Origin of the sequence: Streptomyces sp. NPDC086147 (assembly GCF_040702165.1) — a bacterium.
Classification (GTDB): domain Bacteria; phylum Actinomycetota; class Actinomycetes; order Streptomycetales; family Streptomycetaceae; genus Streptomyces.
The window spans coordinates 351,953-365,570 of sequence record NZ_JBFBJO010000003.1 but is presented as its reverse complement, the minus strand read 5'-3'; the positions used below and the strand labels follow the sequence as shown (position 1 = coordinate 365,570).

The following is a 13,618-nucleotide window of genomic DNA, read 5'->3' as shown; positions in this document are numbered from 1 at the left end:
CGGGACCGGAGCGCGCCCGCCGAAGCACCGGGGGCCGGGTCGGCCGCGCCCGCCCGAGCCCCCCGAGTCAGGCCCGTCACACCCCGCCGACCGCCGGTTTTCCCGTGGGTATGCTCGCCGCCATGCCGCCCGTCCCGACCCCGAAGCCCGCCCCCGGCGCACCCCGTGTGCGGGAGCGCGGCGACGCCTGCCCCGGGGCGCTGCGGCTGCACTCCGCCGACGACGGGCACCTGGCCCGACTGCGGCTGCCCGCAGGGAGGTTGACGGCGCATCAGGTCGAGGTCCTGGCGGACGCCGCCGAGTCCCTGGGGGACGGGCGGATCAGCGTCACCTCGCGCGGGAACGCCGAGCTGCGCGGCCTCGCGGACGGCTGCGGGGCGGAGCTCGCGGCGCTCCTGGCGGAGGCGGGCCTGCTGCCCTCGGCCACCCACGAGCGCGTCCGCAACATCGTGGTCTCCCCGGCCGCGGGCCTCGACGGACTCGGCGCCGCCGACGTGCAGTTGTGGGCCCGCGAGCTGGACGAACGGCTCTGCGCCGCGCCCTGGGCCGCCGCGCTCTCCGGGCGCTTCCTCTTCGTCCTGGACGACGGCCGCGGCGACGTCACCGGCCTCGGCGGGGATGTGACCTTGGTCGCAGTGGACCCCCGCACCGCGCTCCTGCACCTGGGCGGCCGGGCCGTGCGCGTCGCCGCCGACGACGCGCCCCGCGCCGCCCTCGCCGCCGCCCGTGTCTTCCTCTCCGCCGCCCGCGCGGCCGGCACCGGCGCCTGGCGCGTACGGGAACTGCCGGAGGGGCACGGGGCCGACGTACGGGACGTACGGGAGGCGCTCGTGGTGGAAGAGGTACCGGAGCCGGTCCTGCCGCAGGGGCCGCCCCCCGCCCCCGGCCCCCTCGGCCCCGCCGCCCTCCACGTGCTCGCCCCCCTCGGCCGTCTCACCGCCGCCCAGCTGCGGGCCCTGCTGCCCGCCGACGAGGTGCGGCTCACGCCCTGGCGCGGAGCCGTCGTCGTCGGCGCCGGGCCCGACCGGACGCCCGCGCTCGACGCGGCCGGACTGATCACCCGGCCCGACTCCCCCTGGGCCGGCGTCAGCGCCTGCACCGGGCGGCCCGGCTGCGCCAGGTCCCTCGCGGACGTCCGGGCGGACGCGGCCCCCGGCCGTCCCGGCCTGCCCGTCCACTACTCCGGGTGCGAGCGCCGCTGCGGCCACCCGCACGGCGACTGGGTCGACGTCCTCGCCGCCCCCGGCGGCGGCTACCTGGTCGACGGCGCCCCCGTCCCCCGTACCGATCTGGCCCCCGCGGTCACCACGGCCCGTACCGCGCCCCGCACAACGAAATGAGCGAGAACAGGATGTTCGACTACGAGAAGGACGGCACGGAGATCTACCGCCGCTCCTTTGCCACGATCCGCGCCGAGGCGGACCTCACGGGCCTGCCCGCCGACGTCGCCCAGGTGGCGGTCCGGATGATCCACGCCTGCGGCATGACGGACCTCGTCCAGGACATCGCGTACTCGCCGGGCGTCGTCGCGAGCGCCCGCGCCGCGCTGCGGGCCGGCGCGCCGATCCTCTGCGACGCGCGGATGGTCGCCAGCGGCGTCACCCGCAAGCGGCTGCCCGCCGACAACGAGGTGGTCTGCACGCTCTCCGACCCGGCCGTCCCGGCCCTGGCCGCCGAGCTCGGCACCACCCGCTCCGCCGCCGCCCTCGAACTGTGGCGGGACCGCCTCGAAGGCTCCGTCGTCGCCATCGGCAACGCCCCCACCGCCCTCTTCCACCTCCTGGAGATGGTCGCGAAGGGCGCGGGGCGGCCCGCCGCCGTCCTCGGCATACCGGTCGGCTTCATCGGCGCCGCCGAGTCCAAGGACGCCCTCGCCGAGAACACCCTCGGCCTCGACCACCTCGTCGTCCGGGGCCGGCGCGGCGGCAGCGCCATGACGGCCGCCGCGATCAACGCCCTCGCGCACGAAGCGGAGATCCAGCAGTGACCGGGAACACCATCGGCAGGCTGTACGGCGTGGGGCTCGGCCCCGGCGACCCGGACCTCCTCACCCTCGCCGCCGTGAAGGCCATCGCCGAGGCCGACGTGATCGCCTACCACTCGGCCCGCCACGGACGCTCCATCGCCCGCTCGATCGCGGCCCCGCACCTGCGCGAGGACCACGTCGAGGAGCGGCTGATGTACCCGCTCACGGTGGAGACCACGGACCACCCCGGCGGCTACCGGGGCGCCCTGAACGACTTCTACGAGGAGGCGGCGGCCCGGCTCGCCGCCCACCTGGACGCGGGCCGCACGGTCGCGGTCCTCGCCGAGGGCGACCCGCTCTTCTACGGCTCGTACCAGCACATGCACAAGCGGCTCGCGCACCGCTACGACACGACCGTCATCCCCGGCGTCACCTCGGTGAGCGCCGCCGCCGCCCGGCTCGGCGAACCGCTGTGCGAGGCGGAGGAGGTCCTGACGATCGTCCCGGGCACGCTGCCGGAGGACGAGCTGACGGCCCGGCTCGCGGGCACGGACTCGGCGGTCGTGATGAAGCTCGGCCGCACCTTCCCGACCGTGCGGCGGGCCCTGGAGCGGGCGGGCCGCCTGGAGGACGCGCGGTACGTGGAGCGGGCGTTCATGGCGGGCGAGCGGACCGGGCGCCTGGCGGAGGTGGACCCGGAGTCCGTCCCGTACTTCTCGGTGGCCGTCCTGCCGTCCCGCGTCGACGAGGAGCCCCCCGTACGGGAGCGGGGCGAGGTCGTCGTGGTCGGCACGGGTCCGGCGGGCGCGCCCTGGCTGACGCCGGAGTCGCGCGGCGCGCTCGTCAACGCGGACGACCTGGTCGGCTACACCACCTACCTGGACCGGGTGCCGGCCCTGCGCCCCGGCCAGCGGCGCCACGGCTCCGACAACAAGGTGGAGTCGGAACGCGCCGAGTTCGCCCTCGACCTGGCCCGGCGCGGGCACCGGGTCGCGGTCGTCTCGGGCGGCGACCCGGGCGTCTTCGCGATGGCGACGGCGGTCCTGGAGGTGGCGTCGGAACCGGAGTACGCGGACGTTCCCGTACGGGTCCTGCCGGGCGTGACCGCCGCCAACGCGGCCGCGGCGGCGGCGGGCGCCCCGCTCGGCCACGACTACGCGACGATCTCGCTCTCCGACCGCCTCAAGCCCTGGGACGTCATCGCGGACCGGCTGCGCGCGGCGGCCGGCGCGGACCTGGTCATCGCCCTGTACAACCCGGGCTCCAAGTCCCGCACCCACCAGGTGGCGGCCGCCCGCGAGCTCCTCCTGGAGGTCCGCTCCCCCGACACCCCGGTGGTCGTCGCCCGCGACGTGGGCGGCCCCGAGCAGTCGGTCCGGGTGCTGACCCTGAAGACCCTGGACCCCTCCGAGGTCGACATGCGCACGCTGCTCCTGATCGGCTCCTCGCAGACCCGGGCGGTGGAACGCGCGGACGGCCGCACGATCACGTGGACGCCGCGCCGGTACGGCTAGGGCGTGTGTCGAAAGTCCCGCCTGCCCGGCGGCGCCCGGCACGCACGCTCGCCGCGTTGTCGGGTCGCCCCGATACAACCAGTATCGGGGCGACCCTCCGCCTTGCGATCGCACGCACCGGACACCGCCGGGCCTGCCCTTCGGGCAGACGACGCCACTTTCGACACACGCCCTGGTACTCAGTACCCGAGGACCAGGGCGGCGGCCTCCTCGGGGGTCGTCGCCGTCCGTACGCACTTCGGGACCGGGGGCCGGCGGACGACGACGACCGGAACGCCGGCCTCGCGGGCGGCGGTCAGTTTCGGGGCGGTGGCCGCGCCGCCGCTGTCCTTGGTGACCAGGACGTCGATGCGGTGGCGGCGCAGCAGTTCGCGTTCGCCGTCGAGGGTGAAGGGGCCCCGGTCGAGGAGGACCTCGGTACGGGCCGGCACCGGGGCCTCGGGGGCGTCGACCGAGCGGACGAGGAACCACTCCGGGCGGTCGGCGAAGGCGGCGAGGCCCATGCGGCCGGTGGTGAGGAAGACGCGGTCGCCGAGGCCGTCGAGGGCGGCGGCGGCCTCCGTCAGGGAGCCGACGTCCCGCCAGTCGTCGCCCTCCTCCGGGACCCAGCCGGGGCGGCGCAGGGCCAGCAGGGGAACATGGGCGGTGGCGGTCGCGAGGGCCGCGTTGAAGCTGATCCGCTCGGCGAAGGGATGGGTGGCGTCGATGACCGCGTCCACCGCGTGCTCCCCGAGCCAGGCAGCGAGCCCGTCGGCGCCGCCGAAGCCGCCGATCCGGACCTCGCCCTCGGGCAGCCGGGGCCGGGCGACCCGTCCCGCGAGGGAGCTGGTGACCCGGACGCGGGGGTGGAGCAGTCCCGCGAGGGCGCGGGCCTCGGTGGTCCCGCCGAGAATGAGTACGTGCACAGGAGCCCCTTCGTGAGTTCAGGCGGCGGGCGCGAGGCCCAACTCAAGCACACCGGTCTGCGCCCGGGCTGGACGACCGGTGCCTGCGCGACGGCGGCGACGACGGCCGCGTACACGGCCCTGCTGACCGGCGACTTCCCGGACCCGGTGACGATCACGCTGCCGAAGGGGCAGACGCCGTCGTTCGCGCTCACCGCCGAGAAGCACGCCGGGAACACGGCGATGGCGGCGGTGGTGAAGGACGCGGGCGACGACCCGGACGTCACGCACGGGGCGGTGATCCGCTCGACGGTACGGCTCCTGCCGCCGGGCTCGGGCGTGGTCTTCCGGGCGGGCGAGGGCGTCGGCACGGTCACCCTCCCCGGACTGCCCCTCGACGTGGGCGAGCCGGCGATCAACCCGGTGCCCCGGCAGCTGATGCGCGAGCACGTGGCGCGGGTCGCCGCCGCGCACGACGGCACGGGGGACGTGGAGATCACGATCTCCGTGGACCACGGCGCCGAGATCGCCCGCTCCACCTGGAACCCCCGGATCGGCATCCTCGGCGGCCTGTCGATCCTCGGCACGACCGGCGTCGTCGTCCCGTACTCCTGCTCGGCCTGGATCGACTCGATCCGCCGGGGCGTGGACGTGGCCCGCGCGGGCGGCCTCACGCACGTCGCCGGCTGCACCGGCTCGACCTCGGAGCGGACGGTGACGGAGCTGTACGAGCTGCCGGAGATCGCCCTGCTGGACATGGGCGACTTCGCGGGCGCGGTCCTCAAGTACGTCCGCCGCCACCCGGTGGACCGCCTGACGGTCTGCGGCGGCTTCGCGAAACTCTCCAAGCTGGCGGCGGGCCATCTGGACCTGCACTCGGCCCGCTCCCAGGTCGACAAGGGCTTCCTGGCGGACCTGGCCCGCTCGGGCGGCGCGTCCGAGTCCCTGGCGGCGGAGATCGCCGCCGCGAACACCGGCCTGGCCGCCCTCCGCCTCTGCGAGGCCGCCGCCGTCCCCCTCGGCGACCTGGTCGCGGCCCGCGCCCGCGACGAGTCCCTGACGGTCCTGCGCGGCGCCCCGGTCGCGGTGGACGTGATCTGTGTCGACCGCGCGGGGACGGTGGTGGGGCGGTCGTCGGTGAAGGGGCCGGGGGCGGGGGCGTAGAGCGGGGGGCCGTTCCTGCCGTCGGCAGCTCACCGTCCGGGACGGGCCCCCGGAGCCGTCGGCCCGGCTGTCCCGTCGCACGACCTCATCCGCGCGCCTCCCGCGCCCGGCGGCGGCGTTCGTGCCCGGCGTCGAGCTCGTCCAGCTCGGCGCGTGCGGCGTCCCGCTCGGCCTCCGTCACCGGTCCGTGCTGCTCCTCCAGCCAGGAGACGAGCTCCCGGAGCCGGTCGCGGGGGCCGAGGTCCGGAAGGCCGAGGTCCGGAAGGCCGATCTCGCCCATGGGGTCGGTGGGGTGCGGGGGCGCCCCGGCCCCGGTCGGCACCACGTGCGCGACGGCGGCACCGTTCTCGGTGACGGTGACGGGCTCGCCCGCCCTGACCGCGGCGAGGACCCACGAGGGCCTCCGGCCGAACTCCCGGCGCGTGATCTGCGTGCGGTCCATGCTCCTGCCCGCCGACATGCGATTCCAGCACTCCGCCCCTAGGCTTACCGGCGAACACCCGACCGAGCGACCGAGAGGGAGACTCATGTCGAAGCGTGGCAACAAGCGGCGGGCCCGGAAGAAGAAGGGCGCGAACCACGGCAAGCGGCCGAACACCTGAGCCGGGCCGTGGTGACGGAGGGGCCCCGGGGATCTCCCCGGGGCCCCTCCGCGTGTACCGGCTGACCCCTCCGCGTATACCGGGGTCGGCCCCTCCGCGTGTACTGGTCGGCCCCTCCGCGTATGCGCGGTCACCCTCTCCGCGTGTACCGGTCGCCCTCCACGTGTACCGGTCGCCCCCGCGTGTGCGCCGTTCGTCAGCAGGCGTGGCGGTCGCGGGCCGGGTCGTACAGGTGGCTGTCGCGGAACTCGGAGGCCGCGAGGGTGCGGCCGACGATGATGACGGCGGTCTTGGTGATCCCGGCCGCCTTCGTCTGCGCCGCGATGTCGTCGAGGGTGCCGCGCAGGACGACCTCGTCGGGGCGGCTGGCCATCGCGACGACGGCGGCCGGGCAGTCCGCGCCGTAGTGCGGGACGAGTTCGGCGACGACCCGGTCGACGTAGCGGGCGGCGAGGTGGAGGACGAGCAGGGCGCCGCTGCGGCCCAGGGTCGCCAGGTCCTCGCCCTCCGGCATCGGCGTGGCCTGCTGCGCGATCCGGGTGAGGATGACGGTCTGGCCGACCGTCGGGACGGTCAGCTCCCGCTTCAGCGCGGCGGCCGCCGCCGCGAAGGCCGGGACGCCGGGGACGACCTCGTACGGGATGCCGAGCGCGTCCAGGCGGCGCATCTGCTCCGCGACCGCGCTGAACACCGACGGGTCGCCGGAGTGCAGCCGGGCCACGTCCCGCCCGGCCTCGTGGGCGGCGGCGATCTCCGCAATAATCCGGTCCAGGTCGAGACGGGCCGTGTCGACGAGCCGCGCGTCCGACGGGCACTCGGCGAGCAACTCGACGGGGACGAGGGAGCCGGCGTAGAGGCAGACCCCGCACTTCGCCAGGGTCCGCGCGCCGCGCACGGTGATCAGGTCGGCCGCGCCGGGGCCCGCGCCGATGAAGTAGACGGTCATCCCTCTTCAGAACCTTTCGTGACGGGCCGCCGCGTGACGGACCCCTCCGTGTCGGGCCGTTTCGTCACCGACCACTGCGTGACCGGCATCGCCTGTCGCCAGCCGGTGAAGCCGCCCACGGGGACGGCGGTGGCGACCGCGAGCCGGACGAGTTCCCCGCCGTGGCGGCGGTGGGCCTCGGCGAGCAGCGCCTCGGATTCGAGCGTGACGGTGTTGGCGACGAGCCGGCCGCCGGCGGGCAGCGCGTCCCAGCAGGCCGCGAGCAGGCCGGGGGCGGTCAGGCCGCCGCCGACGAAGATCGCGTCCGGGGTCGGCAGGCCCGCCAGGCCCTCCGGCGCCGGGGCGGTGACGACCTTCAGGGCGGGGACGCCGAGCGCGTCGGCGTTGCGCGCGATGCGGGCGGCCCGCTCGGGGCTCTTCTCGATCGCGACGGCGCGGCAGGCGCGGTGGGTCCGCATCCACTCGATGCCGATCGAGCCGGAGCCGCCGCCGACGTCCCAGAGGAGTTCGCCGGGGGCGGGCGCGAGGGCGGCGAGGGTGGCGGCGCGCACGTAGCGCTTGGTGAGCTGCCCGTCGTGCTCGTACGCCTCGTCCGGCAGGCCCGGCGCGGCGCCGAGCCGCAGCGCGTCCGGGTCGCGCACGCAGTCGAGCGCGAGGACGTGGAGCGCGTCGGTCCGCTCGTACGGCCAGGTGCCGGCGGTCGCGTCGAGGAGCCGTTCGCGGGGCCCGCCGAGCTGTTCCAGGACCCGGATCCGGGTGCCGCCCCAGCCGGTGTCGCGGAGGTGCGCGGCCACGCCGGCGGGGGTCTCCGGGCCCTCGCCGAGAACGAGGATCCGGCGCCCGGGGTGCAGGACGGCGGCGAGGGCGGCGAGCGGCCGGGCCACCAGGGACACCGTCTCGGTCTCCTCCAGGGGCCAGCCGAGCCGGGCGCAGGCGTACGAGACGGAGGAGGGGTGCGGGTGGATCCGGAGCCGGTCGGCGCCGACGGTCTCCGCGAGGGTGCGGCCGATGCCGTAGAAGGAGGGGTCCCCGCTGGCCAGGACGGCGATCGCGCGCCCCGCGTGGGCGGCGAGCAGGCCGGGCACGGCCGGGCGGAGGGGGGAGGGCCAGGCGATCCGCTCGCCGGGGCAGTCGCCGGGCAACAGGTCGAGCTGACGGGGGGCGCCGATCAGGACCCCGGCGGCGCGCAGGACGCGGCGGGAGGCGCCGGGGAGTCCGTCCCAGCCGTCCGCGCCGATCCCGACGACCGATATCGCATCCGATATCGCACCCGCCGCACCGTCCACACCCGCACCGTTCACGCCGCCGAACTCTACGGGAGCCCGGGGTTTCCCCTGCTCGCGGCGGCTTGTGGGAGTGCTCACGTCCGGGAGGACCCACGTCCGGGACCGCGCGCCGGGGCGGGGGCACCGGGGTCCGGAATACCCCGGACGGTGGCGCCGTTGGAGCAGATAGTTTAAGCTTCAACCACTAGCCGGGAGAGGCACCCCGGGAACGCGAGAGGTGAGCACGATGCAGTTCGGGATCTTCACCGTCGGCGACGTGACGACCGACCCCACCACCGGCCGCACCCCCAGCGAGCACGAGCGGATCAAGGACACCGTCGCCATCGCGCTCAAGGCCGAGGAGGTCGGGCTCGACGTCTTCGCGACCGGGGAGCACCACAACCCGCCGTTCGTCCCGTCGTCCCCCACCACCCTCCTCGGGCACATCGCCGCCCGCACGGAGAACCTGATCCTGTCCACGTCCACGACCCTGATCACCACCAACGACCCGGTGAAGATCGCCGAGGACTACGCGACCCTCCAGCACCTCGCCGACGGCCGCGTCGACCTGATGATGGGCCGCGGCAACACCGGCCCGGTCTACCCGTGGTTCGGCCAGGACATCCGCCAGGGCATCCCGCTCGCCATCGAGAACTACGCGCTGCTGCACCGGCTGTGGAGGGAGGACGTGGTCGACTGGGAGGGCAAGTTCCGCACCGCCCTCCAGGGCTTCACGTCCACCCCGCGCCCGCTCGACGGTGTCCCGCCGTTCGTCTGGCACGGCTCCATCCGCTCCCCGGAGATCGCCGAGCAGGCCGCCTACTACGGCGACGGCTTCTTCGCGAACCACATCTTCTGGCCCAAGCAGCACACCGAGAAGATGGTCCGGCTCTACCGGCAGCGGTACGCGCACTACGGCCACGGCACTCCCGAGCAGGCGATCGTCGGCCTCGGCGGCCAGGTCTTCCTGAGGAAGAACTCGCAGGACGCGGTACGGGAGTTCCGCCCGTACTTCGACAACGCTCCGGTCTACGGCCACGGCCCCTCCCTGGAGGACTTCAGCCGCGAGACCCCGCTGACCGTCGGCTCCCCGCAGGAGGTCATCGAGCGGACCCTGTCCTTCCGCGAGTACGTGGGCGACTACCAGCGCCAGCTGTTCCTGGTCGACCACGCCGGACTGCCCCTGAAGACCGTCCTGGAGCAGCTCGACATCCTCGGCGAGGAGGTCGTCCCGGTGCTGCGCAAGGAGTTCGAGAACCTGCGCCCGGCCGGCGTCCCCGCCACCGCCCCGCTCCACCCCGCCGTCGTGAAGTCCCAGGAGGTCTGACGTCATGCGCACGCTCAAGCTGGTCGCCGTCTCGGCCGGCCTCAGCAGCCCCTCCTCGACCCGGCTCCTCGCCGACCGGCTCCTCCGGGCGGCCCGCTACCGGCTGGCCGAGCAGGAGTACGCGGTCGACGTCGAGGTGGTCGAACTCCGCGACCTGGCCGTCGACATCGCGAACAACTTCGTCACCGGCTTCCCCTCCGGGAGGCTCCGGGAGGCCATCGACACGGTGACCGGCGCGGACGGCGTCATCGCGGTGACGCCGGTCTTCACGGCCTCGTACAGCGGTCTGTTCAAGTCGTTCTTCGACCTGGTCGACCCGGCCGCGCTGACCGGCACTCCGGTCCTGATCGGGGCGACCGGCGGCACCGCCCGCCACTCGCTGGTCCTGGACCACGCCCTGCGGCCGCTCTTCGCCTACCTGCGGGCCCTGACCGTCCCGACCGCCGTCTACGCGGCCTCGGAGGACTGGGGTTCGGGCGGCGACGAGTACACCGAAGGGCTCCCCGCCCGGATCAACCGGGCCGGATACGAGTTCGCGGACGCGGTCGCGGCCCGGCCGGCCCGGGAGGCGGACGAGGACGAGGTCGTGCCGTTCGAACGCCAACTGGCCGATCTGCGCCTCGACTGACCGCCCGGTCCAACCGATTTGTTACGTTGGAGACGGATCGCACCGAGGTGCCGTACGACGGACGGAGGTCGGCGATGGCCGGCAGGATCGTGGTGGGCGTGGACGGGTCGGAGCCCGCGCTGAAGGCCCTGAAGTGGGCGGCCGGGCAGGCCGCCCTGACCGGGGACTCCCTGGAGGCGGTCATCGCCTGGGAGTACCCGGCCTCCTGGGCGACGCTGATGCCGGGCGTGCCCGCGGAGTTCGACCCCGAGCGGCTCGCCGCGCAGATCCTGGACCAGGCCCTGGCCGACGCGCTCGCCCCGGAGGCGGCGGCCGACGCCGTCCGCACGGTGGTCGGCGGCAACGCCGCGCAGGCCCTGGTCGACGCGGCGAAGGGCGCGAGCCTCGTCGTCGTCGGGGACCGCGGCCACAGCGGCTTCCGGGCGGCCGTCCTCGGCTCGGTCTCCACCCAGGTCGCCCAGCACGCGCCCTGCCCGGTCGTGGTCGTCCGGGGCGAGTAGGACCCCGCCCCCGGAAAACCCGCCCCCGGGCCCTCCCGAGCGGCGGCGCGCGGCCTCCCGGCGCATGATGCCGGTGGGGCCGCGCGGCGCGGCCCGCGCCCGTGAGGAGCGTGAGGAGCCCGTATGGACATCAAGCTGGAGCTGATCGGCGTCCCCGTCACCGACGTCGACCGGGCCAAGGCCTTCTACGAGAAGGCCGGCTTCCACGCCGACCACGACGTCACCGTGAGCGAGGACGTGCGCTTCGTCCAGCTCACCCCGCCCGGCTCGGCCTGCTCGATCGCCCTCGGCAGGGGCGTCACCGGAATGGAGCCGGGCTCCCTGGACAACCTTCAGGTCGTCGTCGCCGACATCCAGGAGGCCCACGACGACCTCGCCGGGCGCGGCATCGAGGTCAGCGACATCGACGACCGGCCGTGGGGCTCCTTCGTGTACTTCGCCGACCCCGACGGCAACCGCTGGTCGGTCCAGCAGACCGTCCCGCGCACGGCCGCCTAGGGCCTGTCCGGCGGATCATGGCCGGGGCCCCGGCTCCTGGAGCTCTACTTGCGGTTGTACAGCCGCATCGTGACCCAGCCGAAGACGAGGACGAAGACCGCCGACCAGCCCAGGGACCAGGCGACGTCCACGCCAGGCCAGCCGCCCGCCATCAGTTCGCGGACCGCGCTCGCCACGTGGGTCACCGGGTTGTTGTTCACGAAGGCCTGGAGCCAGCCCGGCATGGTCCTCGGGTCGACGAAGACGTTCGACAGGAAGGTCAGCGGGAAGATCACCATCATCGAGACGCCCATGACGGACTTCTCGCTGCGCAGCAGCAGGCCGAACATGGTCCAGATCCACGAGAAGGAGAACGAGAACACCAGGAGCAGCGCGACCCCGAGGAGCACGCCCGGGAGGCCGCCGTCCGGCCGGTAGCCGATGATCACGCCGACCGTCAGCATCACGGCGGAGGCGATCAGATAGCGCACGACGTCGCCGAGGAGGTAGCCGACCATCGGCGCCGGGCGCCAGATCGGGAGCGTGCGGAAGCGGTCGAAGACGCCCTTCTCGATGTCGGTGTTGACCGAGATCCCGGTGTACATCGTGATCATCACGACGCTCATCACCAGGATGCCGGGCAGCAGGAACTGGACGTACGAGGAGACCGAACCGGCCAGCGCGCCCCCGAAGAGGTACGTGTACATCAGCACCATCATGATCGGGAACGCCGTCACGTCGAAGAGCTGCTCCGGCACGTGCTTGATCTTCAGCATGGCCCGCCAGCCGAACGTCATCGAGGCGGAGAGCGCGCCGGGGCGAGGCGGACGGGACCGCCCGACGAGGAGTTTCGTGAGTTCCTCCGCCCTGAGGCCGGCGAACTCGGCGGTGTCGGTGCCCTTCGTGTCCTTGCCGGTGGTGACGGTGGTCATGCCGCCGTTCCCTTCCTGTCCGTCAGCGCCAGGAACACCTCGTCGAGGCTGGGCTGCCCGAGCGCGAAGCTGTCGACCGTGATCCCGGAGCGCGCCAGCTCCGCGAGCGCCCGTGCCGCCTGCTCGGCGGCGCCGAGGTCCGTCCCGTGGCCGTCGACGGTGGCGGTGAGCGCGACCGGGTCCGGGTCGAGCTGGACGGTGGCCCGCAGCGCGCCGCGCAGGACCCGCTCGGCCTCCCCCCGCCGCTCGGGGTCCCGGAGCCGCACGTGCACCGAGCCCGAGCCGACCGAGGCCTTCAGCTCGCCCTTCGTGCCCTCCGCGATCACCCTGCCGTGGTCGATGACGGCGACCCGGGAGGCGAGCTGGTCCGCCTCGTCCAGGTACTGGGTGGTCAGCAGGACGGTGGTGCCCTGGGCGACCACCGCGCGGACGATGTCCCAGACCTGGTTGCGGCTGCGCGGGTCGAGGCCGGTGGTCGGCTCGTCGAGGAAGAGCAGGTCGGGGGTGTTGAGGATGGACGCGGCGATGTCGATGCGGCGCCGCATGCCGCCCGAGTAGTTCTTGATCTGCTTGTCGGCCGCCTCCGCGAGGCCGAACGCGGCGAGGAGCTGCTCGGAGCGCTCGCGAGCGGCGGGCCGGGAGTGGCCGAGCAGCCGGCCGAGCAGCACCAGGTTCTCCGTACCGGTCAGGTCCTCGTCGACGGAGGCGTACTGGCCGGTGAGGCTCACGCGCCCGCGTACGGCGTCGGCGTCCTTGACGACGTCCTTGCCGAAGACCCCGGCCCGGCCCCCGTCGGGCCGGAGCAGGGTGGCGAGCACCTTGACGACGGTCGTCTTGCCGGCGCCGTTGGGGCCGAGGACGCCGTAGACGGTTCCGGCGGGGACCCGCAGGTCGACGCCGTCCACGGCCCGGTTGGTGCCGAAGACCTTGACCAGGCCCTCGGTCTCGATGGCGAGGTCGGTCATGCGGTTCCTCCGTCGTCCCCGGCGTCCGTGTTCCGGTCAGCGGGTCGCGGGGCGGCCCGCCGTGCCCTCGTGGGTGTAGAAGAAGTAGTGGGCGGCGACCGTGGTGGCCAGGGCGGACGCCAGGCCGAGCCCGCTCGACGAAAGCACGGTGGCGTCGGTGAGGCTGTAGGCGTAGCCGACCGAGATGCCCACCAGGGCGCCCCACGCGGCGGCGCGCGGCACGCGGGGAAGGGCCCGGCCGTAGCGGTGGAGGGTGTGGATCGCCACGGAGAGCACGACGGCGGAGACGAGGCCGATCCAGAGCTGGCTCAGGGCGAGGGGACCGCCGTGGCGGGCGTTCGTCTCGGCGTAGAAGCCGTACAGGACGCCGATCGTGATCGGCACGGCCCAGCCGTGGGTGCTGACCCGGCGCCGCCGGGCGGGCACCGCTGCGTGTGCGGCCATGGCA

General features: G+C 74.5%; 15 protein-coding genes. 8 read left to right on the top strand and 7 right to left on the bottom strand.

From position 1 onward, the window contains the following. Positions 1-122 precede the first annotated feature (122 nt). From AB0398_RS09730 to AB0398_RS09720, 3 genes are read left to right on the top strand one after another with little or no spacing between them, the layout of a single operon-like run. Entirely contained in the window at positions 123-1,340 is a 1,218-nt protein-coding gene (locus AB0398_RS09730) for a cobalamin biosynthesis protein CobG (protein WP_366373383.1), read from the top strand. Next, positions 1,337-1,987, top strand: a complete 651-nt coding sequence (locus AB0398_RS09725) for a precorrin-8X methylmutase (RefSeq protein ID WP_366373381.1) — start codon at positions 1,337-1,339, stop codon at positions 1,985-1,987. Before AB0398_RS09730 ends, AB0398_RS09725 begins: the two co-directional genes overlap by 4 nt. After that, positions 1,984-3,480, top strand: coding sequence for a precorrin-2 C(20)-methyltransferase (locus tag AB0398_RS09720; RefSeq protein WP_366373379.1), 1,497 nt, complete (start codon positions 1,984-1,986; stop codon positions 3,478-3,480). Before AB0398_RS09725 ends, AB0398_RS09720 begins: the two co-directional genes overlap by 4 nt. Positions 3,481-3,659: 179 nt before the next feature. Here the strand turns inward: AB0398_RS09720 and AB0398_RS09715 are convergent, their stop codons facing one another. After that, positions 3,660-4,385: a cobalt-precorrin-6A reductase gene (locus AB0398_RS09715; RefSeq protein WP_366373377.1), complete on the bottom strand. Its 726-nt coding sequence runs from the start codon at positions 4,383-4,385 to the stop codon at positions 3,660-3,662. A gap of 12 nt (positions 4,386-4,397) precedes the next feature. On the opposite strand from AB0398_RS09715, the gene AB0398_RS09710 reads away from it, so the two are divergent. Further along, positions 4,398-5,528 carry a cobalt-precorrin-5B (C(1))-methyltransferase gene (locus tag AB0398_RS09710; protein WP_366373375.1) on the top strand — a complete coding sequence of 377 codons (1,131 nt, stop codon included), beginning with the start codon at positions 4,398-4,400 and terminating at the stop codon, positions 5,526-5,528. Between the two features lie 85 nt (positions 5,529-5,613). Here the strand turns inward: AB0398_RS09710 and AB0398_RS09705 are convergent, their stop codons facing one another. From AB0398_RS09705 to cbiE, 3 genes are all read right to left on the bottom strand, one after another. Continuing rightward, positions 5,614-5,970 (bottom strand): type II toxin-antitoxin system prevent-host-death family antitoxin, encoded by a 357-nt coding sequence (locus AB0398_RS09705; RefSeq protein WP_366373373.1) that lies wholly within the window; start codon positions 5,968-5,970, stop codon positions 5,614-5,616. Between the two features lie 356 nt (positions 5,971-6,326). Further along, the gene (cobM, locus tag AB0398_RS09700) at positions 6,327-7,076 is read right to left on the bottom strand and encodes a precorrin-4 C(11)-methyltransferase (RefSeq protein WP_366373371.1); all 750 of its coding nucleotides are present in this window, start codon (positions 7,074-7,076) and stop codon (positions 6,327-6,329) included. Next, positions 7,073-8,341 (bottom strand): precorrin-6y C5,15-methyltransferase (decarboxylating) subunit CbiE, encoded by a 1,269-nt coding sequence (gene cbiE, locus AB0398_RS09695; RefSeq protein WP_366373723.1) that lies wholly within the window; start codon positions 8,339-8,341, stop codon positions 7,073-7,075. The genes cobM and cbiE overlap by 4 nt, the downstream gene beginning before the upstream one ends. Before the next feature lie 247 nt (positions 8,342-8,588). Between cbiE and AB0398_RS09690 the strand changes: the two genes are divergently transcribed. From AB0398_RS09690 to AB0398_RS09675, 4 genes are all read left to right on the top strand, one after another. After that, entirely contained in the window at positions 8,589-9,668 is a 1,080-nt protein-coding gene (locus AB0398_RS09690) for an LLM class flavin-dependent oxidoreductase (protein ID WP_366373721.1), read from the top strand. Between the two features lie 4 nt (positions 9,669-9,672). Beyond that, entirely contained in the window at positions 9,673-10,296 is a 624-nt protein-coding gene (locus AB0398_RS09685; protein ID WP_366373370.1) for an FMN reductase, read from the top strand. 74 nt (positions 10,297-10,370) lie between these two features. Continuing rightward, positions 10,371-10,796 (top strand): universal stress protein, encoded by a 426-nt coding sequence (locus AB0398_RS09680; protein ID WP_366373368.1) that lies wholly within the window; start codon positions 10,371-10,373, stop codon positions 10,794-10,796. Between the two features lie 123 nt (positions 10,797-10,919). Continuing rightward, entirely contained in the window at positions 10,920-11,294 is a 375-nt protein-coding gene (locus AB0398_RS09675) for a VOC family protein (protein ID WP_366373366.1), read from the top strand. A 44-nt stretch (positions 11,295-11,338) separates the two neighbouring features. On the opposite strand, the gene AB0398_RS09670 is transcribed toward AB0398_RS09675, so the two are convergent. The 3 genes from AB0398_RS09670 to AB0398_RS09660 are packed head-to-tail and all read right to left on the bottom strand — an operon-like array spanning position 11,339 to position 13,614. Beyond that, positions 11,339-12,205, bottom strand: coding sequence for an ABC transporter permease (locus AB0398_RS09670; protein WP_366373364.1), 867 nt, complete (start codon positions 12,203-12,205; stop codon positions 11,339-11,341). Continuing rightward, on the bottom strand, positions 12,202-13,170 hold the full coding sequence (locus tag AB0398_RS09665; RefSeq protein ID WP_366373362.1) for an ATP-binding cassette domain-containing protein: 969 nt from the start codon (positions 13,168-13,170) through the stop codon (positions 12,202-12,204). The genes AB0398_RS09670 and AB0398_RS09665 overlap by 4 nt, the downstream gene beginning before the upstream one ends. A gap of 36 nt (positions 13,171-13,206) precedes the next feature. Continuing rightward, positions 13,207-13,614: a hypothetical protein gene (locus AB0398_RS09660; RefSeq protein ID WP_366373360.1), complete on the bottom strand. Its 408-nt coding sequence runs from the start codon at positions 13,612-13,614 to the stop codon at positions 13,207-13,209. Positions 13,615-13,618: the final 4 nt, after the last annotated feature.

Coding starts and splice junctions, on each gene's coding strand:
- AB0398_RS09685 (WP_366373370.1), top strand. CDS start 9,673: ATGCGCACGCTCAAGCTGGTCGCCGTCTCGGCCGGCCTCAGCAGCCCC.
- AB0398_RS09730 (WP_366373383.1), top strand. CDS start 123: ATGCCGCCCGTCCCGACCCCGAAGCCCGCCCCCGGCGCACCCCGTGTG.
- AB0398_RS09675 (WP_366373366.1), top strand. CDS start 10,920: ATGGACATCAAGCTGGAGCTGATCGGCGTCCCCGTCACCGACGTCGAC.
- AB0398_RS09660 (WP_366373360.1), bottom strand. CDS start 13,614: ATGGCCGCACACGCAGCGGTGCCCGCCCGGCGGCGCCGGGTCAGCACC.
- AB0398_RS09665 (WP_366373362.1), bottom strand. CDS start 13,170: ATGACCGACCTCGCCATCGAGACCGAGGGCCTGGTCAAGGTCTTCGGC.
- cobM (WP_366373371.1), bottom strand. CDS start 7,076: ATGACCGTCTACTTCATCGGCGCGGGCCCCGGCGCGGCCGACCTGATC.
- AB0398_RS09725 (WP_366373381.1), top strand. CDS start 1,337: ATGAGCGAGAACAGGATGTTCGACTACGAGAAGGACGGCACGGAGATC.
- AB0398_RS09705 (WP_366373373.1), bottom strand. CDS start 5,970: ATGGACCGCACGCAGATCACGCGCCGGGAGTTCGGCCGGAGGCCCTCG.
- AB0398_RS09690 (WP_366373721.1), top strand. CDS start 8,589: ATGCAGTTCGGGATCTTCACCGTCGGCGACGTGACGACCGACCCCACC.
- AB0398_RS09680 (WP_366373368.1), top strand. CDS start 10,371: ATGGCCGGCAGGATCGTGGTGGGCGTGGACGGGTCGGAGCCCGCGCTG.
- AB0398_RS09670 (WP_366373364.1), bottom strand. CDS start 12,205: ATGACCACCGTCACCACCGGCAAGGACACGAAGGGCACCGACACCGCC.